The 23,442-nt window shown below is 68.4% G+C and carries 19 protein-coding genes and 4 pseudogenes; 11 read left to right on the plus strand and 12 right to left on the minus strand.

The window, feature by feature from the left end; all coding sequences use genetic code 11:
* Positions 1 to 22 precede the first annotated feature (22 nt).
* Positions 23 to 253: a hypothetical protein gene (locus tag DL519_RS41865; protein ID WP_190823235.1), complete on the minus strand. Its 231-nt coding sequence runs from the start codon at positions 251 to 253 to the stop codon at positions 23 to 25.
* A gap of 521 nt (positions 254 to 774) precedes the next feature.
* Here DL519_RS41865 and DL519_RS41870 point away from each other — a divergent pair.
* The 4 genes from DL519_RS41870 (at position 775) to DL519_RS41885 (ending at position 4,680) form a co-directional block, all read left to right on the plus strand.
* Positions 775 to 3,231, plus strand: coding sequence for a sensor histidine kinase (locus DL519_RS41870; RefSeq protein ID WP_190823237.1), 2,457 nt, complete (start codon positions 775 to 777; stop codon positions 3,229 to 3,231).
* A gap of 36 nt (positions 3,232 to 3,267) precedes the next feature.
* A complete protein-coding gene (locus tag DL519_RS41875; RefSeq protein WP_168584383.1) occupies positions 3,268 to 3,684 on the plus strand; it encodes a roadblock/LC7 domain-containing protein in 417 nt (138 codons plus the stop codon).
* A 2-nt stretch (positions 3,685 to 3,686) separates the two neighbouring features.
* Positions 3,687 to 4,046, plus strand: a complete 360-nt coding sequence (locus tag DL519_RS41880; RefSeq protein ID WP_223840106.1) for a DUF742 domain-containing protein — start codon at positions 3,687 to 3,689, stop codon at positions 4,044 to 4,046.
* A 70-nt stretch (positions 4,047 to 4,116) separates the two neighbouring features.
* Positions 4,117 to 4,680 carry a GTP-binding protein gene (locus DL519_RS41885; RefSeq protein ID WP_190824543.1) on the plus strand — a complete coding sequence of 188 codons (564 nt, stop codon included), beginning with the start codon at positions 4,117 to 4,119 and terminating at the stop codon, positions 4,678 to 4,680.
* Between the two features lie 640 nt (positions 4,681 to 5,320).
* Here DL519_RS41885 and DL519_RS41890 read toward each other — a convergent pair.
* Positions 5,321 to 5,658: pseudogene (locus DL519_RS41890) on the minus strand (hypothetical protein).
* Between the two features lie 110 nt (positions 5,659 to 5,768).
* Between DL519_RS41890 and DL519_RS41895 the strand changes: the two are divergent.
* On the plus strand, positions 5,769 to 6,185 hold the full coding sequence (locus DL519_RS41895; RefSeq protein ID WP_190823239.1) for a hypothetical protein: 417 nt from the start codon (positions 5,769 to 5,771) through the stop codon (positions 6,183 to 6,185).
* 305 nt (positions 6,186 to 6,490) lie between these two features.
* Here DL519_RS41895 and DL519_RS41900 read toward each other — a convergent pair whose 3' ends face one another.
* The 5 genes from DL519_RS41900 to DL519_RS41915 form a co-directional block, all read right to left on the minus strand.
* The gene (locus DL519_RS41900) at positions 6,491 to 6,709 is read right to left on the minus strand and encodes a DUF397 domain-containing protein (RefSeq protein WP_190823241.1); all 219 of its coding nucleotides are present in this window, start codon (positions 6,707 to 6,709) and stop codon (positions 6,491 to 6,493) included.
* Positions 6,710 to 6,858: 149 nt separating this feature from the next.
* A complete protein-coding gene (locus DL519_RS41905) occupies positions 6,859 to 7,077 on the minus strand; it encodes a DUF397 domain-containing protein (protein WP_190823242.1) in 219 nt (72 codons plus the stop codon).
* Between the two features lie 15 nt (positions 7,078 to 7,092).
* On the minus strand, positions 7,093 to 7,557 hold the full coding sequence (locus DL519_RS47890; RefSeq protein WP_263399774.1) for a DUF5753 domain-containing protein: 465 nt from the start codon (positions 7,555 to 7,557) through the stop codon (positions 7,093 to 7,095).
* A complete protein-coding gene (locus DL519_RS47895; RefSeq protein ID WP_223840107.1) occupies positions 7,554 to 7,991 on the minus strand; it encodes a helix-turn-helix domain-containing protein in 438 nt (145 codons plus the stop codon). The genes DL519_RS47890 and DL519_RS47895 overlap by 4 nt, the downstream gene beginning before the upstream one ends.
* Positions 7,992 to 8,269: 278 nt before the next feature.
* Positions 8,270 to 11,260, minus strand: a complete 2,991-nt coding sequence (locus tag DL519_RS41915) for a GH116 family glycosyl hydrolase (protein ID WP_190823245.1) — start codon at positions 11,258 to 11,260, stop codon at positions 8,270 to 8,272.
* Between the two features lie 456 nt (positions 11,261 to 11,716).
* Between DL519_RS41915 and DL519_RS41920 the strand changes: the two genes are divergently transcribed.
* Entirely contained in the window at positions 11,717 to 13,054 is a 1,338-nt protein-coding gene (locus tag DL519_RS41920; RefSeq protein ID WP_190823247.1) for an MFS transporter, read from the plus strand.
* Here DL519_RS41920 and DL519_RS41925 read toward each other — a convergent pair.
* Positions 13,040 to 14,203: a MalY/PatB family protein gene (locus DL519_RS41925; RefSeq protein WP_223840451.1), complete on the minus strand. Its 1,164-nt coding sequence runs from the start codon at positions 14,201 to 14,203 to the stop codon at positions 13,040 to 13,042. The genes DL519_RS41920 and DL519_RS41925 overlap by 15 nt on opposite strands.
* A 90-nt stretch (positions 14,204 to 14,293) precedes the next feature.
* On the opposite strand from DL519_RS41925, the gene DL519_RS41930 reads away from it, so the two are divergent.
* Positions 14,294 to 15,298, plus strand: a complete 1,005-nt coding sequence (locus DL519_RS41930) for a phosphotransferase enzyme family protein (RefSeq protein WP_190823251.1) — start codon at positions 14,294 to 14,296, stop codon at positions 15,296 to 15,298.
* A 164-nt stretch (positions 15,299 to 15,462) separates the two neighbouring features.
* On the opposite strand, the pseudogene DL519_RS50605 reads toward DL519_RS41930, so the two are convergent.
* Positions 15,463 to 15,759 (minus strand): annotated as a pseudogene (locus tag DL519_RS50605) (hypothetical protein); the annotation flags it as partial.
* A gap of 205 nt (positions 15,760 to 15,964) precedes the next feature.
* Between DL519_RS50605 and DL519_RS41940 the strand changes: the two are divergent.
* Positions 15,965 to 16,800, plus strand: a pseudogene (locus tag DL519_RS41940) (transposase family protein).
* A gap of 57 nt (positions 16,801 to 16,857) precedes the next feature.
* Here the strand turns inward: DL519_RS41940 and DL519_RS41945 are convergent.
* Both DL519_RS41945 and DL519_RS41950 read right to left on the minus strand, forming a co-directional pair.
* Positions 16,858 to 18,158: pseudogene (locus tag DL519_RS41945) on the minus strand (ISL3 family transposase).
* Positions 18,159 to 18,595: 437 nt separating this feature from the next.
* Positions 18,596 to 19,909 carry an amino acid deaminase gene (locus DL519_RS41950; RefSeq protein WP_397545022.1) on the minus strand — a complete coding sequence of 438 codons (1,314 nt, stop codon included), beginning with the start codon at positions 19,907 to 19,909 and terminating at the stop codon, positions 18,596 to 18,598.
* A 95-nt stretch (positions 19,910 to 20,004) separates the two neighbouring features.
* On the opposite strand from DL519_RS41950, the gene DL519_RS41955 reads away from it, so the two are divergent.
* Entirely contained in the window at positions 20,005 to 20,772 is a 768-nt protein-coding gene (locus DL519_RS41955) for an IclR family transcriptional regulator (protein ID WP_190823253.1), read from the plus strand.
* Positions 20,772 to 21,158: a RidA family protein gene (locus tag DL519_RS41960; RefSeq protein ID WP_190823255.1), complete on the plus strand. Its 387-nt coding sequence runs from the start codon at positions 20,772 to 20,774 to the stop codon at positions 21,156 to 21,158. The genes DL519_RS41955 and DL519_RS41960 overlap by 1 nt, the downstream gene beginning before the upstream one ends.
* A gap of 96 nt (positions 21,159 to 21,254) precedes the next feature.
* Here DL519_RS41960 and DL519_RS41965 read toward each other — a convergent pair whose 3' ends face one another.
* On the minus strand, positions 21,255 to 22,001 hold the full coding sequence (locus DL519_RS41965) for a LysE family translocator (protein WP_397545023.1): 747 nt from the start codon (positions 21,999 to 22,001) through the stop codon (positions 21,255 to 21,257).
* On the opposite strand from DL519_RS41965, the gene DL519_RS41970 reads away from it, so the two are divergent.
* Positions 22,002 to 23,096, plus strand: coding sequence for a calcium:proton antiporter (locus tag DL519_RS41970; protein ID WP_190823257.1), 1,095 nt, complete (start codon positions 22,002 to 22,004; stop codon positions 23,094 to 23,096).
* Positions 23,097 to 23,442: the final 346 nt, after the last annotated feature.

Raw genomic sequence — 23,442 nt, forward strand, 5'->3', positions numbered from 1 at the left:
GGGTAATGCGGGCAAGGTGGCCTCAGAGGAAGCCGTCCGGCCTGACCGGCTCCTTCGCGGACTCCGGGTCGTTGCGCTCGGTGCGCCGCAGCCACAGCACGCCGCCGAGCTGCACCAGCGCGGCGGCGCCGGTCATCACCGCCGCGATGACCGCGAACGACGGCCAGTCGTAGATGAAGCCCAGCACCACGGCAGCGACGAAGAAAAGTGCCGTGCGCACCAGCAGCACGGTGAGCCGACTCTTGTTGATCACTCCGGGGCACCTTCCTGCAGACGTTCGCCACCGTTGGGCCCGTGAGTACTTTTGGGGGCTATAGCACCCGAAAGTACTCACGGGCCCTAGACGTGAGTGTAGGCGGCGCGAACCGCCAGCCGCGTTCCGCGCCAGATCAAGAAGTGCCTGCTGGGCCCGATGAACGACAACTCACGCCGGGGCGTCGGCGATTCGACTCAGCACTCCGGCGACCAGCGCGACTCGATCCGGGAACGGCCCGTTCGTATACATGAATACTGTTCAGCCAGTCGGCCCGACTCGTCAGTCGGCCCGGCTCGACTTCGGCTCGTCAGTCGGCCCGGTTCCGGGGGGCCTCGGACGTCCCTGGAATTCCGCGCTCCTTGTCGTGAAACGTCCGAGTCCGATCACGTCAAGTGATCTTGATCCGATACAGTGCGTTTGTGTCAGGGGGGACACGCGCGTGTGCCTGCGGGCGGGGCAGCGCGTCCGCGGCGTGCCGAGCGGCCTGTCCCTGAGCGGGCCAGAACCATGGAAAGTACGTGGAAGTGACAACCCAGAACGAGCCTTCGGCACCCCCTGGCAAACCGCGACGTCGCCGGTCCGAGCGGTCGAACAACTCCATCCGGTCGCAGCTGACCTGGGCAGTCGTCATCCCGTGGATCGTCGTCGGCATCCTCTGGAGCGTGGGGTGCGCCCTGTTCGCCTACCAAGCCGTCTACGCCCAGCAGGTCGCCTCCGGTGTCCGGCAGCTGTCGCTGCCCGCGATTGCCGCGCTGGAGGAGGTGAAGAAGGAACGCCTGCGCAGCCTGGAGGTCGTGAGCCAGCCGGGGCTGGACATGACCGAACTGGTCGACCAGCAGGGCCGGACCGACCGCGCGATCGGTGAGATGAACGCTGTCGGCAGCCGGCTGCTCGGGCCGGCGCCGGACGAGATCCGGCGACCGATGGCCGACCTGACCGGCTACTTCAGCCGGATGAGCGACATCCGCTCGAAGGTGGTCGCCAGAGCGGCCACGGCCGACGAGATCGACGACTTCTACAACGGCCTGTTCGACAGCGCCACGTACCTGGCCGACATGCAGGCGCGGATCATCCCCGACCCGGAGACGCTGCAAGGCGTGCTCACCGCGACAGACCTCTTCCGGGCCACGGACATGCTCTCCCGCGAGGCGTCGCTGGTCGATACCGCGCTGAGCAACGGCCAGATGACCCCCGAGCAGCATCGGCAGATCGCCCGCTACATCGACGCGCACCACACCACGACGGAACAGAGCGCCTCGACCCTGCTGCCGAACGTCCGCGTGCGGTACGAGCAGATGCTGGCCAGCCCCGACTGGCAGGAGTTGATCGCCGCCGAGAACCGCATCATCGCCACCCCCGGCTTCAACAAGAGCCAGGCGCCGGTGAAACTCGAGGACTGGCGCCGGATCACCAACGAGGTCGGCTCCGACATGTCCGGACTGGTTTACACCCAGGCGGACGACGTCTCCGCCGCAGGTGTGGACAACAGCATCAGTCCTCTGTGGACGGTGATGTGGGGCAGCCTGGGCGCCTTGGCGGTCGCGGTCGTGTCGTTCATCTTCTCCCGCCACGTCTACCGCACGGTCGTCGACGAGGCGCTGCTGACCCGGCTCCAGGGCCTGCGCACCGAATCGCTGGAAATGGCCCAGAAACTGCCGGACGTCGTGCGAAGGCTGCGCAACGGCGAGTCCGTCGACATGCAGACCGAGATGGTGGCGCTGGAGCACTACGGCCACGACGAGGTCGGCCAGGTGGCTCAAGCGATCCGGCTGTTCCAGCAGGAAGCGGTGGAGGCGGCCGTCGGCGAGACCCGGGCCCGGCAGGGTGCGCGCGTGGTGTTCGTGGGCATGGCGCACCGGATCCAGCGGCTGCTGCGGCACATGCACGGCACCATCGACCAGCTGGAGCGCAACGAGGAGAACTCCACGCAGCTGGCCAAGCTGTTCGACCTGGACAACTCGACCACCCGCGCCCGGCGCACGGTGGAGAACCTGCTGGTGCTCGGTGACCAGCAGCCGGGCCGGCGGTGGAGCCGCCCGGTCGCGCTGATGGACGTGGTGCGCTCGTCGGTCTCGGAGATCGACCAGTACTCGCGCGTGGTCATCGGGCACGTCCCGGAGGTGATGATCAGCGGTGCCGCCGTCGGCGACACGATCCACCTGATCTCCGAACTGATCGACAACGCGACCGCGTTCTCCCCGCCGGCGACCCAGGTGCACGTGGACGCCACCGCGGTGGCGCGCGGCATCGCCATCGACATCGCCGACCAGGGCCTGGGCATGGACACGGCGACCCGCGACCACGCGAACTCGATGATGTCCGAGCCGCCGGAGTTCGACCGGCTGGTGCTGGAGAACAACAAGGCGGAGCAGCTGGGCCTGTTCACCGCCGCGCGGCTGGCGCACCGCCGCGACATCACCGTGAAGTTCGGCGTTTCCGCTTACGGCGGAACCCGCGCCACCGTGCTGCTGCCGGACCGCATCCTGGACGCCGACACCGCGCTGAGCACCAGCAACGGCAGCGGCGGGCTGCCCGGCTTGCCGGCCGGGCGCGGGGCGGGGAGTGGCGCCAAACACCAACTCGACGCACCATCGGAGGTGCCGCAGTCGCGGGAATTGAGCTGGAATGGGGCCATGACCGACCAGCCCACCCCGCCGGCGCCGGAGCCGGTCGAAACGACTTACGAGTGGCCGAAGTCGGAAACTGCCCCGCCGGCCGACCCGCCCCGGTTCGAGCCCGCGCGGCAACCCGACCCGAACCCGGCACCGCTGCCGGAGTCCCCGGCGGAGCGGCGGCGGGCCGCGGGCGGACGTCCGGCGTTGCCCAAGCGCGTCCCGCAGACGCACCTCGTGGAAGGCCTGCGCGACGACCCGGACCAGGAGGAGCAGGCCGTCATCGCATCCCCGACCCGGTTGGCGGGGTTCCGGCGGGCGTTCCGCGGAGGCTTCGACGACGCGCCCGACGACCGCTCGTAAGCAGACCAGACAACAGCGCAAGTGTGTGAGGTGGGCATGACCGAAACAGCATCGAAACTGAGTTGGCTGCTGGACGACTTCGTGCAGGGCGTGCACGGTGCCGACCACGCCGTCGTGCTGTCCAACGACGGACTGGTGATCGCCAAGTCCGCCGGCATGGACCGCGACTCCGCCGACAAGTTGGCGGCTGCTTCGTCAAGCATGCGCAGCATCGGCAAGGGCGTCAGCAAGGACTTCGACCGAGGACAAGTGGCGCAGACGCACGTCGAGATGGAGCGCGGATTCCTGTTCGTCTCCGCGGCCGGCAGCGGGGCGTGCTTGGCAGTGCTGAGCACGTCGGAGGCGGACATCGAGCTGGTCGCCTACGAGATGGGCCGACTGATCACCCGGGTCGGCAGCTTCCTGTCGGCAGCTCCGAGGGACGTGCGTGGCGTGGCGGCGGAAAGGACCTGAGCGTGGACGAGGCGTGGTACGACGATGAAGCGGGCCCGATAGTCCGCCCGTACACGATCACGCGTGGACGCACTACCGGCAGGCACGCCCGGATCGACACGGCCAGCCAGATCATGACCGCCGAGCCCCAGCTGGAGGCGCCGCGGATGGAACTGACCCCGGAGTACCGCTGGATCCTGGACGCCTGCGTGCGTCCGGTGTCGCTGGCGGAGCTGGCAGTCCTGATGCAACAGCCGTTGGGCGTGGTCCGAGTCCTGTGCAGCGACCTGCTCGACCACGGCGCCATCCTCGTGCGCTCGCCGCGTACCGAAGTCAGCCGAGAAATCCTGGAGCAGGTGTACCGTGGGCTTTGCAGACTCTAGCCCGGCCGAAGGCCGTTCCTCGCAGCACAGCCCAGTGCAGGGGCGGATCGATCCGGCCCACGAGTCCAATGTGGCGCCGATCCCTGTGAAACTGGTGATCGCGGGCGGTTTCGGCGTGGGGAAGACGACGCTCGTCGGTGCGGTCAGCGAGATTCCGCCGCTGACCACCGAGGAGGAGATGACCGTCGCCAGCGAGGGCGTGGACGACCTCACCGGCGTCGAGCGCAAGAAGACCACGACGGTCGCGCTGGACTTCGGGCGCATCACCATCTCCGAGAGGATCGTGCTGTACCTGTTCGGCGCGCCGGGCCAGAACCGGTTCTGGCCGCTGTGGAACGACCTCGCGCAGGGTGCGGCCGGTGCCGTGGTGCTGGTCGACACCCGGAAGTTGGAGGACGGGTTCGCTTCGATCGACTTCTTCGAGCGGCGTGACATCCCGTTCGTGGTGGCCGTGAACGTCTTCGACGATGCGTACCACTACGAACCGGAAGAACTCCGCGAGGCGCTGACGATCCCGCCGGATGTGCCGATCGTGCTCTGCGACGCGCGGGACCGGGAACTCACCAAGAACACCCTGACGACCTTGGTCGGGCACGCGATCGAGAAGTTATCGTCCACATCGGACGTGGCCTGATCGTGATCCGGTGAAGGCGTCCCGGTCGAACGACTCGCCGGGACGCCTTTCGTCTTTCCTCTTCAACCCACGATGGGTTCGGTTCGGCAGCGGAAGTGGCGGAGGACGGGGGCGTGGGTCAGGCGGTAGCCGGGGACCTGTTCGGGGGGCCGGTCCAGCGCCAGTGTCGTGACGGGGCGCCAGGTCGTGATGGGGTGCCAGTGTCGCGACGAGGTCCTGAGCGGCCTTGAGGTTGGCCGCCCAGCTGGGGCGGGTCGCCAGCGCCTCGGCGTGGGAGCCGCAGGTGCGGTGCTCCGTTGTCTTCGAACTGGACGGAGAATTCCAGCGGGTTTCGTCGTCGGCCATGTCTTGGAGGATCAGTAGACTTGTGGCATTTGTCGCTCGTATCCATTCGAGCTTCATCTTGACTCGAGTGCTGCGGACGTCTACCCGGAATCGGAATCCTGCCAGGTGCCCTCCTGGACTTTAGTGCTAACGACTGGGCGGCGGGGCAATCACGCAGCGGGTGACCCAGGCAGAGGATGCGGGGCTGGTGCGCTCGCAGGGTCGGCGCCCGGAAAGCGGACGGTGGCGGTGGAGCTGGCGCCGCGCGGGGGCTGCTGCGCGACCTGTTTCCCAGATGACCCGGGGCTGAGCCGGATCACTTCTCCCGCGGGACGCGCCCCATCAGGAAGAACTCGTCGTTCGGGCGCAGGGCCATCAGCTGCGCCAGGCGGTTGGACATGGCGAAGAACGGGTGATCGCGCCGACGTCCCAGATCTCGTCATTGGACAGCCCCGCGTCGTGGGCTGACTCCCGCTCCATCAGCGCGTCGTGGTAGTCGCAGAACGCACGCAGTTCGGCGGGCCGGTGGCCGAGCGCGAGGAACACGTTGGGCACGAACCCGGATCTCTCCGCGATGGCGCCGATCCGCTCCCGGAGGTCCTCGGGAAGATCTGCCGGCTGAACCGACCCGAACCTGCTGATCTCTTCGCCCATGCCAGCACGGTATTACTGCCGGGGCGCGCAGTCGATGGCGTCACGGTCGGTGCTGGAGCGTCTCCGGTAGACTTCCTCGGCCGGGGCGCAGAGTGGAAGCGAGAGTCTCGATGGCACGTGATGGGGACCGCAGCGGTTTCTCCGGGGGCGTGGGCAGGATCGATCCTTTCTGCTGGATCCCGGTGGTGCCGATGCTGCTCCTGGCTTTGGCGACCGTGTTGATGGGCGTGCCGCTGCTGGGGTTGCTGCTGCTGATCCTCGCGCTGGCGATCGTGGTTTTCGACCTGTGGTTGAACAACCGCCGCAAGTCGTCGCAGCGCCGTCTGCCGCCCCGCCGCGAGCCGCCGCGTCGCGAACCCACCCGCCGCCCGGCGCGCCCGGCTGCGTCGGAACGCGCGGCGGCCCCGCGCGATGGTGGCGCACGAAACGGGGCGACCCGTGCCGTGAACCAGCCGCGTCGCAACCCCACCGGACAGGGAGCACGCCCGCAACAGCGCCCCTCCGGGCGTCCCGGCGCCCGCCGCTGACAGTCGCTGTCAGGCGGCGCATTCCCGGGTGGCCGCGCACCGCAGGCAGCGCTTGGCGAGCAGCGGCGATTGACGTTGGCGGCGGGGTGGTGGAGTGGAGCGAACGGCCTGTTTGCGTCGTCTAGGAGCCTGTTGCAAAATTACGCCCACCACGGACCGTGATCGATCGATCACGGCTGAGATGGCCACTGGCGGACAAACGGCGGCGATCGAGACTGATTTGGTACTTCGGTTCAGCCGTTTTCGCCGAAAACGCAACAGGCTCCTAGGGAGGCGGACAGGCCGTTCGCTTCGACACGATCGGCTCAGGTGAGGTCGTCGAACTCGCTGGCTTTGATGCCTTTGATCCAGGCATCCATCTCCGAGCGGGTAAATAAGACCGTGCCAGCGTCGGGCGCCTTGCTGTTCCGGACCGCGATGCGGCCGTCGGATAAGGCGGCGATCTCGACGCAGTTCCCGCTACCGTTGCCGCCGGTCCCGGAGAAGCTGCTTTTGCGCCACTCGACATCTTCGAAGTGGTTCACGATGCCCTCCTGAGATGCTTTAGGTGTGGTCGTCGAACTCGCCGGCTTTGATGGCGATTGACGTTGGCGGCGGGGTGGTGGAGTGGAGCGAACGGCCTGTTTGCGTCGTCTAGGGAGGCGGACAGGCCGTTCGCTCCGACACGATCGGCTCAGGTGAGGTCGTCGAACTCGCCTGCTTTGACGCCTTTGATCCAGGCATCCATCTCCGAGTGGGTAAATAAGACCGTGCCAGCGTCGGGCGCCTTGCTGTTCCGGACCGCGATGCGGCCGTCGGATAAGGCAGCGATCTCGACGCAGTCCCCACCGCCGCCGTTGCTTCCACCGGAGAAGCTGCTCTTGCGCCAATCGATACCTTCAACGGAACTCATGATGCCCCTCCGCGTTCATTCGTAGCTGTCCATCGCTTGGGCGATCCGGTCGATCGACTCCGCACGCGAGAGCGCGAGCTCGGTAAGAACACCGAACCGCAGCGTGCAGGTGCGGACGTGTTCGCGGTCTTCGAGGTAGAGACTACCCGCTGGTCCCTCGGTGTAGCCGATGTCCGGGATCGGATCAGGCAAGGTCAGAAGCGAGAAAGGGCCCTCCAGGCCAGGGCTTCCGCCGACCTGCTTGGCCAAGATCTGGATCGTGATGTTGATGTTCGAAGTTTCAGTCATGTCAAGCAGCTTGCGCAATTGGTCACGCATGATCGAACGACGCCCGATGGCCCGATCCAAGATCGTTTCATCGAGGATGAAGTGCATATTCGGTGGTGGGTTCTTGCTGAGAATCTGTTGCCGCACCATCCGTGCTGCGACCCGGCGCTCCAGCTCCTCGGGTGCGAACGTCGCGGGATACACCGCATTCATGACGGCACGTGCGTAGTCAGGAGTCTGCAGCAGTCCGTGATTCGGTTCTGGAAGTCCCTCATGGCGACCAGACCGGTTTCAATGCAAAGGAGCGGCCGGGCGCCCTCCGGGAGATCGTTGTTGAAGCTGGCCCACCAACCTTGCTCTCGCGAGCCGGTTGCGAGTCGCACCAGTTCGTCGCGGACCGTCGGAGCGGTGACGGCATAGGCATCGAGAAGCTGCTCGACCTCGCGCGGTTTGACGTTGTGCTCGCGGTTCTCAATTCGGGAGAGCTTCGATCTCGACCAACGTCCTGGCCCTTCACGGAGTTTGTCGATCCCTTGCTCCTGGCGGATGTCTGCCTGCTCGCGCAGCGCTTTCAAGGCGGCGGCAAGCTGCCAGCGGCGCACCACCGAGGTCCCACCGTCACTACTGTGCGTCATCCATGCCTCCATCCGTCCACCTCGCCCTATGGCGTGAGTTATGGACATGCGCTGTTCTCCCGGATCCGCAACGTGCGCCTCGCCTGGCCTTCCGCGGCGGCACCGCAGCCGCGGGGTTGATCCGGTCGCCCAACCGCAGGCAGCACCCTTTGATCGTTGCCCGCGGTTGGGCGGTGACCCCCGGGAGATCAGCCGTGAGTCTTTTAGGCTGCTGTAGCGAGGCTGCTGTAGCGAGGCTGAGTCGCAACCCAACAGACTCACGGCCCCTGACCAGATGAAACGCTGGTTCGTCAGAGCTCGATGTGGAGGTTCTGGCCCGCGTTGATCGTGCAGCCGTTGGGAAAGTGGAGGATCGGGCGGCCGGAGTCGTCCGTGGTCGGGTGGACCTCGACCGGGGCGCCGTCGAGGGTGGCCCGCGGGACGCGGCTGGTGGCGTCGAGGCGGAGGGTTCGCAGGTTCAGGCGGCCGTGGTGGAGGTCGATCGTGCTGGTGCGTGCCGACTCCGCGCGGGTCTGGCGGTAGGTGCCCCAGCCTTCGCCCGTCGTGAACGCCGCCGCGAAGTTCTTCGGGCCGATCTTTGGGGCGAAGCCCAAATGGCCGCCGGGGCCGTGGTGTTCGAACCCGAGGGCGCTCAGGTAGGTGCCGAAGCTGGCCATTGAGCGCGCGTAGTGGTCGCTGCATTCGATCTCGTTGTACGGGTTCCGGCGCAGCGGGCCGTAGCGGTCGTGCACGGAGCGGGCGAGGGCCAGGCCCTCGTCGACCATGCCTTCGGCGATCAGGTGCGCCGCCACCTGGTACTCGATGCCGTGCCAGGCCTCGTTGAAGTAGCTCACCGACCAGTTGTTGCCGGCCTCGTCGCCGCCGCCGTTCGGCCAGGCGCACATCACCAGCGCGGGGACGTCCGCGTCGTAGAAGATCCGCCCGCCTTCGATCGGGCTGTTCTCCCGGTATTCCATCGGTCGCGGCACGAAGTTGTGCCGCCAGATGCTGCGCAGCGCCGACCGGGTCGGCTCGGGCGGCAGCACTCGGGGCAGCCCGAGCTGGGCGGCCCAGCTCTGGCCGAGCAGCTGGTCGGCGAAGCAGCCGCGGTTGGTGTTGACCGAGCCGGGGTGCGCCGGATCGAGTTCGTGCACGAAGTACTCGCCGTTGAACAGGTCCCGCACGATCACCTCGGTCCCGTTCGCCGCCAGCTCGGCGCAGCGCCGGGCGAACGCGTCGTCGCCGGCCTCGCCGGCCATCGCAGCACCGGCCCGCAGCGCCGCCACGTAGAGTCCGGAAAGCCAGCTGTTGCGGCCGAACCAGGTGGCGTCCTGGGTGTTCGGCTGAGCGCCGTCGAGGATGCCGTCCGGCTCCGCGTCCGAGGCGATCAGGTACTCGACCGCCTGCCGGGTTCGCGGCCAGACACGTTGCAGCCACTGGGAATCCGGTGACATCTGGTGTTCGCGGTAGATCCGCAGGATCGTCCCGGCCTGCCCGTCGACCGCCGGGCTCCGGTCGGCTTCGCCGCGCATACTCAGCTGCCCGGTCGCGGCGTGGAACCCGATCCCGAGATCCACGCGTTCCCGGGTGTCCCGCTCCACGGTGGGGAACAGGCGGGCGAGCGCGTGCGCGTAGTGCCAGACGTGCGTGCAGGTCCCGGCGCAGCAGTAGGCGCCTTCCCAGCCGTAGAACCGGCCGTCTGCGAACCGGTAGCAGGTCGACGTCGACAGGATCGTGGTGTTGGTGGCGACCCGCTCCAGCAGCCAGTGCGGCAGCGTCGTGTCCTCGTACCAGGCGCGCTGCCACGCCCGTGTTCCGCCGATCAGGCGCTCTTGCTCACGAGCCAGGTGCGCGACGACGTCCTGCGCGCTGCCGAACCGGGCCGCGTAGTGCCGCAGCAGCTCTCGGCTGTGCTCGAGGAAGGACAGTCCCTCCCGGTCCGGCACGGGGAAGAACCAGGCCAGCACGAACCGGATCGTCCGCTGCTCACCAGGAGCTAGCGTCACGCCTGCCCGAACCACTGCGGCGCTGCGTTCGGCCAGTCCGTCCACTATGGATGCGCCGGGGGTCGGCTCGAAGATGTCTTGCGGCGAATCCCAGGACGCCGCAGCCGGGAGCACTTGCGCCCGGTCGGCGCCGAGCACGGCGAGGGCGGCGCTGCCATGATCCGGCAGCTCCGGCAGGGCGGGCTGCGCCGGGGCGTGATCGGTGAGCCGGAGCTGGTCGACCCCGACGTGCCCCCACGGGCCGGTCTCGGCGTCGATGATCTCGACGACCGCGTCCTTGCCCTGCCACGGCCCCAGGTAGAGCACGCGGTCGGCCAGGTGGTCGCTGAACGAACCGGTGGCGGTGCCGACGACCTCCCCGTCCACGACGACGTTCAGGCAGCACGTGCCCGGGTAGTTCCCGCCGCTGATGCGGAACCGCAGGTAGTTGCGGTCGATCCGGAACGGCTCGCTGCGCAGCGTCCCGGTCGCGCGGTCCCTGGCGCCCGCGTCGTCGCCGGGCGCGCTCGCGTGCGAATCGACCATCCGCATCCCGAACGCCCCCGCCTCGCCCTGGTAGCCGGGCCGGTCGAGGGTGCGGACCGGGCCGGTGCCGAACGCGTCGCCGGTGGCGGACCAGCCCGAGTAGTCGGGCTTCTCCCAGTCCTCCAGCACGAGGTCCGCGCGCGCCGGGTTGTCGTCGGCGCCTTCGGCGGCGGTGAACTGCACACCGGCCGCGCCGTCGAGCGCGAACTCCTGGGAGCGCAGGCGGAGCGGGCGGGTGTGCCGGCTGGTCAGGCATACGGGGTTCGCCATGAAACCGGCGATCTCGACGTCCACTGTGGCCGGTCCAGCATTCGCCGCGGTGTAGTCGAGGAACACCGCCGGGTACGAGCTGTCGTCGATCTCGGTAGGGATGAACGGCGAGCACGCATCGAGCCTGACCTGCACCGGCTCCTGCGCATCGGCGTAGTCGACCTCCGCGGCCGGTGGCCGCCCCGCGAAGGTCACGTCTGGGAAGCCCCGCGCGTCGAGCCAGCGGGTGCGCACGTCGTCGCCGTCTGTGACGCGCACCGCGAAGCCGTGCTCGACCGGCGAGCTCGGCGGCATCGGCCGGGTGAAGTGCAGATCGTTGATGTTGGCGGGGGCGGTCCGGTTGTCGACGTCCCAGAGCCAGAGCCGCCCGTCGCCGCCCAGGTAGAGCTGCCCGCAGCCGATGCCGCCGATCGGCAGCCCGACGTACTTCAGCTCCTCGCCGCGCAGCCGGCTCCCTTCGCCGCGGTCGGACAGGTCCTCGCGTTCGGTTTCGGCGGACACCGCACACTCCTCCTGCGCTACCGCGCGTGATCGGCGGACTTCGGGGAGAAATCCAGCCAAGTCTAGGAATCTGCCGCGTCGCGGAGGTGTCACTCGCCGCGTTGATCAGCCGGTCGGACGAAGGCCTGCAGCGAACGGTCCGTTCGCCTCGATAGGGAGCCTGTTGCAAAATTACTCCCATTACGGAACGTGATCGATCGATCACGGCTGAGATGGCCACTGGCGGACAAGCGGCGGCGATCGAGACTGATTTGGTACTTCGGTTCAGCCGTTTTCGCCGAAAACGCAACAGGCTCTAGGGCGAGCGAACGGTCCGTTCGCCTCATCCGCACGCTCGCCGGAGCCCGTTGTCGGCCGTGAGGATGCCCACTATGCGGGAGTCGTGTCTCGGCACGTGGTCGGTCGCGGATTACAGTGCTGTAGTCCATTCGTGTTAACGAGGAAGGTTTCGGCGCTATGGCTGTCGGCCACGCCCCAGCACCAGGTGTGCGGGGTTCCGGACCATCGGGGGATCCCACCCCGCGGAACTCGACCCGGCAGGTCGTGCTCGCCAGCCTCGTAGGGACCTCGATCGAGTTCTACGACTTCTACGTCTACGCGACCGCCGCGGTGCTGGTCTTCCCACACCTGTTCTTCCCGGCCGGTGACGCCACCGCCGCGACCCTGCAGTCGCTGGCGACGTTCGCGATCGCCTTCGTCGCCCGCCCGGTCGGCTCCGCCCTGTTCGGGCACTTCGGCGACCGCATCGGCCGGAAGTCCACGCTGGTCGCCTCGCTGCTGACCATGGGCATCTCCACCGTGGCGATCGGCCTGCTGCCCGGCTACGAGCAGATCGGCGTCGTCGCGCCGTTGCTGCTGGCGCTGTGCCGGTTCGGGCAGGGCTTGGGGCTCGGCGGCGAGTGGGGCGGTGCCGCGCTGCTGGCCACCGAGAACGCGCCCGCCCACAAGCGGGCCTTCTTCGGCACGTTCCCGCAACTGGGCGCGCCGATCGGGTTCTTCTTCGCCAACGGCCTGTTCCTGGTGCTGTCCGAGCTGATGGACGACGCGGCGTTCCTGGCCTGGGGCTGGCGGGTGCCGTTCCTGGTGTCGGCGGTGCTGGTGGTCGTCGGCCTGTGGGTGCGGCTGAGCATGCACGAGACCCCGGCGTTCGCGAAGGTCGTGGCCCGCAACGAGCGCGCGAAGATGCCGTTCGTGCAGGTCTTCCGCACCGACTTCAAGGCGCTGGTGCTCGGCACGTTCATCATGCTGGCCACCTACGTGCTGTTCTACCTGATGACGGTGTTCTCGCTGTCCTTCGGCACGGCCAAGACCGGGCTGGGCTACGAGCGCTCGCAGTTCCTGGTCATGCTGATGGTCGGCGTGGTGTTCTTCGGCTTGACGGTGCCGCTGGCCGGTTGGCTGGCCGACCGCTTCGGGCGGCGGCCCACGCTGATCGTCACGACCATCGCGATCATCGTGTTCGGCCTGTTGCTGGGCCCGTGGTTCGGCACTGGCTCCGGCGTGGCCACGGTGTCGTTCCTGATCGTCGGGCTCGGGTTGATGGGCATGACGTTCGGGCCGATGGGAGCGGTGCTGCCGGAGCTGTTCCCGACCGCGGTGCGCTACACCGGCGCCTCGGTGTCCTACAACCTCGCCAGCCTGCTGGGCGCCTCGGTCGCCCCGTACATCGCGACCTGGCTGGCCAGCTCCTACGGGCTGGGCTGGGTCGGCGTCTACCTGGCGGCGATGGGCGTGATCACGCTGATCGCGCTGTTCGCCGCGAAGGAGACCCGCGAGGAGTCAATCGACGACTGAGCCCAACCGCGCGAGCAGCTCGTCCAGCAGCGGCAGCGAGGTCGCGTGATTGACGCGGATGAAGCCCCGTCCGGCCGTCGAGCCGGGCGGGGCGCATCGCGTTCCGGCGTTGACCCGGACTCGAGCCTCGCGCAACAGCACGTCCGCCGGGTCCGGACCCAGCTCGCGGACGTCCAGCCACGCCAGGAAACCGGCCTGGCCGCGGTGCAACCGGACCTGCGAGCGCTCGTCCGCCCACGCCTGCAGCCTGTCGCGGGTGCGGTCCAGGTAGCTGCGCACGGCTGTGAGCCAGCCGCCGTCGTCGCGCCACAGCGCGGTCGCAACGGCGAGACCGGGCAACGAGGCGCGCATCGCCTCGTACGGCGGAATGGTTTCGACGACGTGCCTCGTGGATTCCTGGCCGACCAGCACGGCGGATTTGAGGCCAGGCACGTTCCACGCCTTGGACACGCTGGTCACCGCGACGGCGTGCGACGCGGCAAGCTCGCTGACCGCTGCGTAGGGGATGAACTCCTGGTCGCTCGCGCGCAGCGGGGCGTGGACCTCGTCGCTGATCACGAAAGCGCCGTGCCGGTCGGCGAGCTCGGCGATCGCTTGCAGCTCCTCGCGCGACCACATCCGGCCCGTCGGGTTGTGTGGGTGGCAGAGCAGCACCGCCCGCGCCCCGGCGGCGAGTGCGTCGGCGACCGCGTCGAAGTCGATCCGCCAGCCCCCTCCGGTGGGCAGCAGCGGGCATTCCCGGACCGGCCGGTCGAGGTGGGCGAGCAGGACCAGGAACGGGGGATAGGTCGGGGTCAGCAGCACGACGCCGTCGCCGGGTTCGGTCAGGTGGCGCAGCGCCGTGTCGAGCCCGGACATCACGTCGGCGACAGGCGTGAGCAGTGCGGGATCGACCCGCCAATCCTGTTCCCGCGCAGCCCAATCGGCGAACGCCGCCAGGTACTCGTCGGCCACCGGGTAGCCGAAATCGGATCGCTCGACCAGTTCCAGCAGCACGTTCCGGGCAACCGGGCACAGCGGGTAGTCCATCTCGGCGACCCAGGCGGGCAGGACGTCGGGGGCGACCAAGGCCCACTTCTGCGAACGGCGGCGCTGCAGCTCCTCGGGGTTCAGGGCGTCGAACTCGGCGTGCAACTCCGCAACGGTCATTTCCACGATTGTGCAGCAACTCGGCTCGCCCAGCCACGATCGGCGAAAATCGTTGGCGCGATCCCGGGTTCTCGTGGTTAGGTCCGGGGCATGTCCGACATCGTCGCTGGTGGGCACCTGCGCGCGTGGGTTCGGGAAGACTTCGACGTCGATCTCGTGGCGATCGATCCGGTTGGCAACGGCGCCGACGTGGCCGCGGAAGTCTGGCGCGGGACTTCAGCCGAGGGGCAGTGGTACGCGGTCAAGTGGAGCGGTGGCGGCACGACGGCCGGGCTGGCGGTGTCGGCATGGCTCGCCGAGCGCGGGGTGTCGGGGGTCGTCGGACCCGTGCCGACGCGTGGCGGCGGGTTGTGGAGCGAGCGCGCGGGGCGTCGGTTGTCCCTGGCGCCGTGGGCATCCGACGAGCACGCGTTGAATGGCGGCATGACGGCAGAGCACTGGGAGGCATATGGGGCGATGCTTGCGCGGGTGCACGCCATGCCCGCGGCGGATGCGCCGAAGTCGCTGCCTCGCGAGGAACACACGCATGAGCGTTGGGCATCGGCCGTTCGCGTCCTCCACGGCGAGTGCACTTCCGACGAGCTTCCGGCCGATGACCTGGTGCGCACCCTGATCTCGGAGTGGCGCGCCGCGGCGGACCGCATCGGGGCGCTGCTCGCGCAGGCCGACGCCTTGGGGCGGAAACTCCGCGCGCAGTACGCGCCCAACGTCGTCTGCCACGGCGATCCGCACCTGGGGAACCTGCTGCTGCGCGGCGCGGACGTGTTCCTGATCGACTGGGACGATGTGGTTCTCGCGCCGCGCGAACGGGACCTCCTGTTCGTGATCGGCGGGGTCCTGCTCCCGTTCGCGCCGGTCAGCCGGCAGGAACAGCAGTGGTTCTTCGCCGGTTACGGGCCGGTGGACATCGCCCCGCACCGCCTGACCTACTACCGGTGCGTTCGGGCCCTGGAGGACCTCGCTGTCCCGGCCGCCCAGGTGCTGGAACTCCGCGAGCCGACGGCCGAGCGAGCAGAAGCGCTGTCCATCTTCCGAGGCGTCGTGTCGTCCACCGGGCTCGCCGGTCTCGCCCTCGCCTCGGCGCAGGTCGGCTGAACGGCGGCTTCAACGGCGATCGCGCGCCGGCCGATCTTCCCGAGCGCGAAACACGTTCTTACCGGCACGGGCCGGCTCTCCGCTTCGCCCCAGGCATCGTCGACGACCTTGTCCCCGACGGACAGCCTGCCCGGCTGCGCGACGGCGAACTTGGTGCCGAAGGCGATCCACGTCTGCCCGCCGATACCGGCAAGGGTCCGCAGCGGCTCCGGGCCGGCTCGGCGCCCGGTTGCCTGGTCGATGGTCGTGACGGCGCAGCGGATCGCGAGCTTGGCGTAACCCAGCACCGCCTCGCCGATAGATCGTGCGGGCCCGGTCCTCGGCGTGCGGCTCGACGTGCGCCCGGAGGCCTGCGCCTGCCCGTACTCGTACAGGGAGATCTGCACCAGTTGATAGAGCGGGTAGGCCATCATGCCGATGAGCAGCAGCGCGGCCGGTGCGAGGTAGAGCGGCGCCGCCATTGCGTGCCGTTCAGTCCGCAATTTCAATGGAAATCGGACCTTGACCTTCGATTTCCATTGAGGTGATCTCGGTAAGAAGTGGCTGAAGGCGGCCTGCCGGAATGGGTGTGTGATCGGGTAGGGCTGGCCTGGGGAGAGTGGGACGTGGGGTCCCTGGTAGAAGAAGTTCGACCAAGAAACGATCTTCGACCAGGGAAGGCCCCACGTGGTCACGTATTCTGCCAAACTCGATGTTCCCCGTGAACTGGTGCTCTTCCTCAGCAAGCTGCTGGCCGGTGAACGCCGCCGGAAAGGGACCCGCAAGGGGCGCCGGGCGTTGACCACGTTCTGGCAGGCTGTGCTGGTCCTGCGGTGGTTCCGCGACCGCACCGACACCACCAAACTGGCCCGCGATCACGGTGTCGCCCGCGCGACGGCTACCGGTATGTCGACGAGGGCATCGAGGCGCTGGCCGCGCAGGCCCCGGATCTGCACGACGCCCTGCAACGGGCCAAAGACAACGGCGACGCCTATCTGATCCTGGACGGCAAAAACTTCTCCTCCGACCGTCTCGGCGAAAAGACCACCAGCACCAAAGGCACCGAGATCGACCTGTGGTACTCCGGGAAAACCCGCGAACAAGCCGGCAACATCCAAGCACTGACGGACCCGGACGGGTTCCCGCTGTGGGTCTCCGACGTCGAGCCCGGGTCCGTCCACGACATCACCGCCGCTGAAAACCACGTCCTCGGCGCCCTGTACTGGGCTTACTCCCAGCTCGACCTGCCCACCCTGGCCGACGGCGGCTACCAGGGTGCCGGAGCCGGGGTCCTCACCCCGATCAAACACCCCAAAACCAGCAAAGGCCGCCCACTCGACGTCGACAACCAGACCTACAACAAACTGCTGCGCGGCCTGCGCGCCCTCGGCGAACGTGGATTCGCCCTGCTCACCGGCCGTTGGCGCGCCCTACGACACTTCACCACCAGCCCCCGCAAAATCGGCCCCATCGTCAAAGCCGCACTCGTACTCACCCAATTCGAACACGGCCGACTCGCATAACCCCCTACTGAGATCACCTCATTGAAATTGGGCTCTTCTGCTGCTTCCGTGGGTGGGTTAGGCGCGTCCGGGGAGGGTGGGTCGGTGGCCGCCGAGGGCGAGCATGGCGAGAGCGATGAGTGCTTGGGGGCTGCGGAATCCGAAGGCGATGCGGGTGAGCAGGCGGATTTTGGTGTTGGTGGATTCGATGAGTCCTTGGGAGAGGCCGTGTTCGAGGGCGGCGTCGATGGGGGCGCGGTGTTTGGTGATCTTCTTGGCGAGCTCGACGAAGACGGGGATCTGGCAGCGCCGTGCCAGGAGGTCCAGCGGTCCAGGGCTTGTTTGCCTTGCTCGCCTTTGGCGGTGAAGACGTACCGGAGTCCTTCTTTGAGCAGGTAGGCCCGGTACAGGCGGCGGTCGGTGGTGGCGATCCAGGCCAGCTTCGCCTGCTGGTTTTCGGTGAGGTCTTCGGGGTTTTTCCACAGCGCGTAACGGGAGTCTTTGAGCTTCTTGGCTTTCTCGTGCCCGGGACGGGCCGGGGAGTCGGTGGCCGGGCGGCCCCGGCGGCGTGTGCCTTCGGTGCGGGCCAGGGCGCGGGCGTCGTTCCAGGCCCGTCGCCGTTCGGCATCGAGTGCTTCGGTGGCCCAGGCGACCACGTGGAAGGGGTCGGCGCAGCGGATGGCCTTCGGGGCGCGGCGGGCGACGGTGTCGGCGATCCACTGGGCCGCATCGGCGGACACATGCGTGATCTCCGCGGCGCGCCTCTCGCCGAGGGCGTCGAAAAACCGGTTCAGCGTCGCGGAATCGCGCCCCGGCGCGGCCCACACCAGCCGCCCGGTGTCGTGGTCCACCACCACCGTCAGATAGCGGTGATGCTTCTTGTAGGAGATCTCATCGATCCCGATCCGCCGCAACCCACCGAACCGGTCACTCTGGGTTTCGGCGTCGGTCCACACCCGGGCCACGATCGCACCCACGGTGCGCCAGGCGATGCGCATCAGCTCGCATACCGCCGATTTCGAGGAGCGCACCGCCAGCCACGCCACCGTGTCGTCGAAAGCCAAGGTGTGCCCGGCGCCATGACGCGCCCACGGCAGCCGCGCCACGGTGGGCCCGTGCTCCCGGCAGCGCACCCGCGGCGCGGCGGCCTCGAGATGGACCTGGATGGTGCCCAGGTCCAGGGCCCGCCACCGGCGCCGTCCCTCGCCCCGGTCATACCGCCCGGACCAGCGGCCACACCGGCCGCAACGGCCGCGCCCGCCCTTGCGCGGGCGCACGTGCACCATCACCCGTTCCGCGGCCTCGTCGAACTCCACATCCTCGATCACCGTGCGCCTGTCGACGCCCACCAGAGCACGCCATAAACTGGCCTTCGGCACGCCGTTCTCCGTCCCCTCGGTTCCTGACCTTCGACAAGCCAGAAACCTAGACGAAGCAACGGCGTGCCCCCGTCTCCGGGCCTAAAACAGCAGCTCACATCACCCACGGATCAGTCACAAGAGCCTGAAATCGGACCTTCCATCCCGGGAACCTCCGCGTGGCGCAAATTGACTTGCGTAGCGGTGCTAGTAGCGGAACCTCAGACGCCTTCTCGACTCCGGGATCCCCGGCTTGTGTATGCCCAATACGCGGCGCTGGGGACTGGGCTCGCCAAGAACCCCGACGGGGTGGGCACAGCCCGAGAACCCGCGGCGGTGCGAGTTGCGTGCGTGGGGAAAGAGAAAACCGCCGGCGCCGCTTGCCCGACGTCACCTGCGGCAAACCACATGGCGTCCCCAATCCTTGGGCATCCTTGTGAAACAGTTACGCCGTCGTCCTAGAAGAACGTGCGCACCAGGTCGATCACGGTGTCGCCGTCGATGACCGGGATCAGGGGCCACTTGTCGAACACCGTGCAGGGGTGGGACAGGCCGAAACCCATCCAGTCGCCGATCTGCGGATCGGCGTCCCGCACGGTCAGGAACGCGTGCTGGTCGGCCAGCGAAGTCACCTCGCATGAACCGGCGGCCAGCTCCCGGATCTCGCCGTCCGCGCCGCGGATCACCTGCGGTTCCGGCAGGTCCTGGTCGAACGACACGTCCCGGCGGCCCATGGTCAGCAGCGCCAGGCCCCGCTCGGGCCGGGAGGTGACCTGCGCCCACACCCGCATCGCAGGGCGGAACGGCGATTCCGCGCCCGCCAGCCGGTGCTCGCGGCCGAACGGCGAGCGGACCCGGTAGAAACCGTCGTCGTGCAGCAGGTATCCGCCGCTGCGCAGCACCGGCACGACCGGCAGCCCGGCCGGCCACGGCTCGGTGAACGCCTCGGCGACCTGGTCGAAGTACGCGCTGCCGCCGCAGGTGACGATCACCTCGTCCAGCCCCGAGAAGTGGCCCGCCTGAGCCAGTTCCGCCACGAGGTCGCGCAACCGCCCCAGGTATCCGTCCACAGTGGACAACACCTGTTCGCTGACGTCATGCCCCAGCGTGCCCTCGTAGCCGCCGACCCCGACCAGTCGCAGCATCGGGCTTTCCAGTACGAGGTCGGCGATCTCGCGCGCCTCGGCGATCGTGCGCGCACCGGTCCGGGCGCCGTCGCTGCCGAGCTCGACCAGCACGTCGACCCGCCGGGACGCGCCGCGGTGGGCCAGCGCCTCGGCCATCAGCTGCGCTCCGCGCACCGAGTCCACGAAGCAGCTGAACTCGAATTCGGGGTTGGCGTCCAGTTCGCCGGCCAGCCAGGCCAGCCCGCTGGGGTCCAGCAGTTGGTTGGCGAGCATGATCCGCTCGACGCCGAAGGCGCGATAAACCCGCAGCTGGCTGACGTTCGCCGCGGTGATGCCCCAAGAGCCGGTCGCGAGCTGCCGTTCGAAGAGCCGCGGCGCCATCGTCGTCTTGCCGTGCGGCGCGAGCTGCAGGCCGTGCAGCGCGCACCAGTCGGCCATGGTCTGCAGGTTGTGCTGCAAGGCCGCATCATCGAGCACCAGCAGCGGTCCGACGAAGCCCGCGTCGTACAACTTCGGGCGCTGCTTGAGGAACTCGCCGACGGTGCTGCCGAAGGCCTCGGACGGCATGCCTTTGAAGCGCCAGTCGATGCGCTCGTCGTGCAGCGAGCGAACCGCCGCGGTGTTGATCCCCCGTGCCGACACCAAGGCCTCCTATTGCGTAGAATGCAACAGCAGTTGCGTAGAATGCCGGATAGGTGTGTACCATCAGCCGCGCGACGCGTCAACGGATGGAGCGGCCGGTGAGCCAGAGCTTGGAACGCGGTCTGACGGTGCTGACCGCGCTGGCCGCCGGGCAGCAGACGCTCGACCAGCTCGCGAAACGCCTGGGCGTGCACAAATCAACCGCGATGCGCCTGCTGCGCACCCTCGAGGCGGGCCGCTTCGTGCGCCGCGAGGACGTGCACCACTACCGCCTCGGCAGCGCCCTGTTCGACCTCGCCCACCAAGCGCTGGAAGACCTCGACGTGCGCGGCGTGGCCCGGCAGTACCTGGTGGCGCTGGGGGAGATCAGCGGGCACACCGTGCACCTGGCGACCCTCGAAGACGATCAGGTCGTCTACATCGACAAAGTGGACAGCCAGCACCCGGTGCGGATGTACTCCCGCATCGGCCGCCGCGCGCCGGTGCACTGCACGGCGGTGGGCAAGGTGCTGGTGGCCGACTGGCCGACGCAAAAGCGCCGCCGGTTCGCCGAACAGCTCAACTACCCGAAGCTGACCACCAACACCATCGACTCGGCCGAGCGGTTCCTGGCCGAACTGGACCGGGTGCGCACCCAGGGCTACGCGGTGGACCGCAGCGAGCACGAGGACTTCATCCACTGCGTCGGCGCGCCGATCCGCAACCACCGGGGCGAGATCGTCGCGGCCCTGTCGCTTTCGGTGCCGAAGGTACTGCTGGACTTCGACGGGCTGCTCGGCCTCGTCGACGACCTGCTGCGCGCCGCCGGCGGGGTTTCCGCCGAGCTGGGGTGGAAGCCGGAAAACCCGGGAGGAAAGGAAGTCTGATGGCCAGGACCGTGGTCAGCACCGACAAGGCCCCGAAGCCGCCGGCGAACATCCCGCTGTCGCAGGGCGTTCGCAAGGGCAACATCCTGCAGGTCTCGGGACAGACCGCCGTGAGCCTGGAGACCGGCAAGGTCGTCGAGGGCGGCGTCGTCGAGCAGACCGAGCAGTGCCTGCGCAACGTCATCGCGATCCTGGAGGCCGAGGGCGGCTCTCTGGAGGACGTACTGATGCTGCGGGTGTACCTGACGGACACCTCGCAGTTCGCGGAGATGAACGAGACCTACGCCCGCGTCGTCGGCGAACCCTTCCCGGCCCGCACCACGGTCTACGTCGGCCTCCCCGCCGGCCTCCTCGTCGAAATCGACGCCCTCGCGGTCCTCGACTGATTCGAATGTTCAAGGGCGCCTTCGGCCGGATCGGTCGGAGGCGCCCTTCGCTTACCCCGCTACCCGCACCGCCACGCAAGCCAAGCCGCACATTTTTTACTCCTTGCGGCCGGTGACGGCGAGGGTCAGGCCGAGGCCGATCATGGCGAAACCGCCCGCCCGCTGGACGATCGCCAGCCGCCGCGGGGCGCTGGCGATCCAGGTCCGGGCCGTGGCCGCGAACAGGCCCCACATGCTGTCCGAGACCAGCGCGATGGCGATCGGGATGAGCCCGAGCAGCAGCATCTGCACCGGGACGTGGCCCAGCTCCGGGTCGATGAACTGCGGGACCACCGCCGTGAAGAAGATGAACGTCTTCGGGTTCGCCACCCCGACCACGACGCCTTCCCGCAGCGTCTTCAGGATGCCGAGGCTCGGCGTCTGCTCGGGCAGTTCGCCGGCGAGCGGGCGACTGCTGCGCAGCGCCTTGATGCCCAGGTAGACGAGGTAGGCCGCGCCCGCCATCTTGATCGCGGTGAACACCACGAGCGACTGCGCCACCACCGCGCCGACGCCCAGCGCCACCGCGACGGCCACCAGGTAGCACCCGATGGCATTGCCGACGACGCTGGTCAGCGCGGTGCGCCTGCCGTGCGCCAGCGCCCGGCCCACGACGAACAACACGCTCGGCCCGGGCACCGCGATGATCACCAACGACATCGCCGCGAAAACCAGCAACCGATCAACCGACACCATCACGCGCACCTCCTCGATCAGCCTGGCAAGCCAACACGCCAGACGCCAGCCGGTTTCACCGGGCAGCTTCGCGCCGCGGCGCCATGCGGCAGCTTCTACTGTGGACATATGCCGCTGCGCTCGCTGCTGTCCTGGACCGTGCTGGTGCCGGTGCTCGCGATCATCGCGCTGGCCATCACCTGGACCCACAAGGAACTCGGCATCATCCCGGTGCTCATCGTTGCGATCCTGCTCGCGGGCGCGGTGCTGACCGCCGTGCACCACGCGGAGATCGTCGCCCACCGGGTGGGCGAACCGTTCGGCTCGCTGGTCCTGGCGGTGGCCGTCACGGTCATCGAAGTAGGGCTGATCGTCACGCTGATGAGCTCCGGCGGCCCGGAAGCCGCGACGCTGGCTCGCGACACGATCTTCGCCGCGGTCATGATCACCACCAACGGCATCGTCGGCCTCTCCCTACTGGTGGGGGCCCTCCGCTATGGGCTGACGCCGTTCAACGCCGAAGGCACTGGTGCGGAGCTGGCGACGGTGACGGCGCTGGCCGCGTTGAGCCTGGTGTTCCCGACCTTCACCACGACCCTGCCGGGCCCGGTGTACTCGGCACCGCAGCTGGCGTTCGCCGCGGTGGCCTCGCTCGTGCTGTACGGCATGTTCGTGTTCACCCAGACCATCCGGCATCGGGACTTCTTCGTGCCGGTCACCGACGAGGGCACGGTCGCCCCGGAGGAAGACCACGCGCGGCCGCCGAGCGGAGGCCGGACAGCGGCGAGCCTCGTGCTGCTGGTGGTCGCGCTGGTCGCCGTCGTCGGGCTGGCGAAGGTGGAATCTCCGGCGATCGAGGCCGCGGTCGAGGCGGTCGGCTTCCCGCAGTCCTTCGTCGGCGTGGTGATCGCCCTGCTGGTGCTGCTGCCGGAGACGATCGCGGCGGTGCGCGCCGCCGCCCGCCAGCGGGTGCAGATCAGCCTCAACCTCGCCTACGGCTCGGCGATCGCCAGCATCGGCCTGACGATCCCGGCGATCGTGCTCGCCTCGATCTGGCTGGACGGCCCGCTGCACCTCGGACTCGGCGGAACCCAGCTCGTGCTGTTCATCCTGACGGTCATCGTCAGCGTCCTCACGGTCGTCCCCGGCCGCGCTACCCGCCTGCAAGGCGGCGTCCACCTCGCCATCCTCGCGGCCTTCATCTTCCTGGCCGTCAACCCGTGACGACGGCGGTGAGGGGCACCCGAGCAGGGCCGGCGGCCTGCGAAGAGGAGGAGGATCGGGTCGGTGATCGTGATCGCGCCCGCCACCACGAACACCCCGCCCCAGCCCCACGCCGACGCTGCTACCTTCCGGCGGTGCTCAATGCTCGATCAAGGATGATCAGAGCCGCGTTCTTGTCGGCGTGTTCCAAGTGTCCACAGTAGACCTATGTGAAGATGGTAGCCGGACCGGCGCCGTCCGGCGTGAAAACTTCTTCACGCGAAGTTTCTGGCCAGTGAACGGTATAGGCCACTGCGACCGGATCGGCCACGGGGCCCCTGTTGTGTTATCTGCTATTCGACCAAAA

The sequence above is a fragment of the Saccharopolyspora pogona genome, from assembly GCF_014697215.1.
In the GTDB taxonomy this organism is placed as follows: Bacteria; Actinomycetota; Actinomycetes; order Mycobacteriales; family Pseudonocardiaceae; genus Saccharopolyspora; species Saccharopolyspora hattusasensis.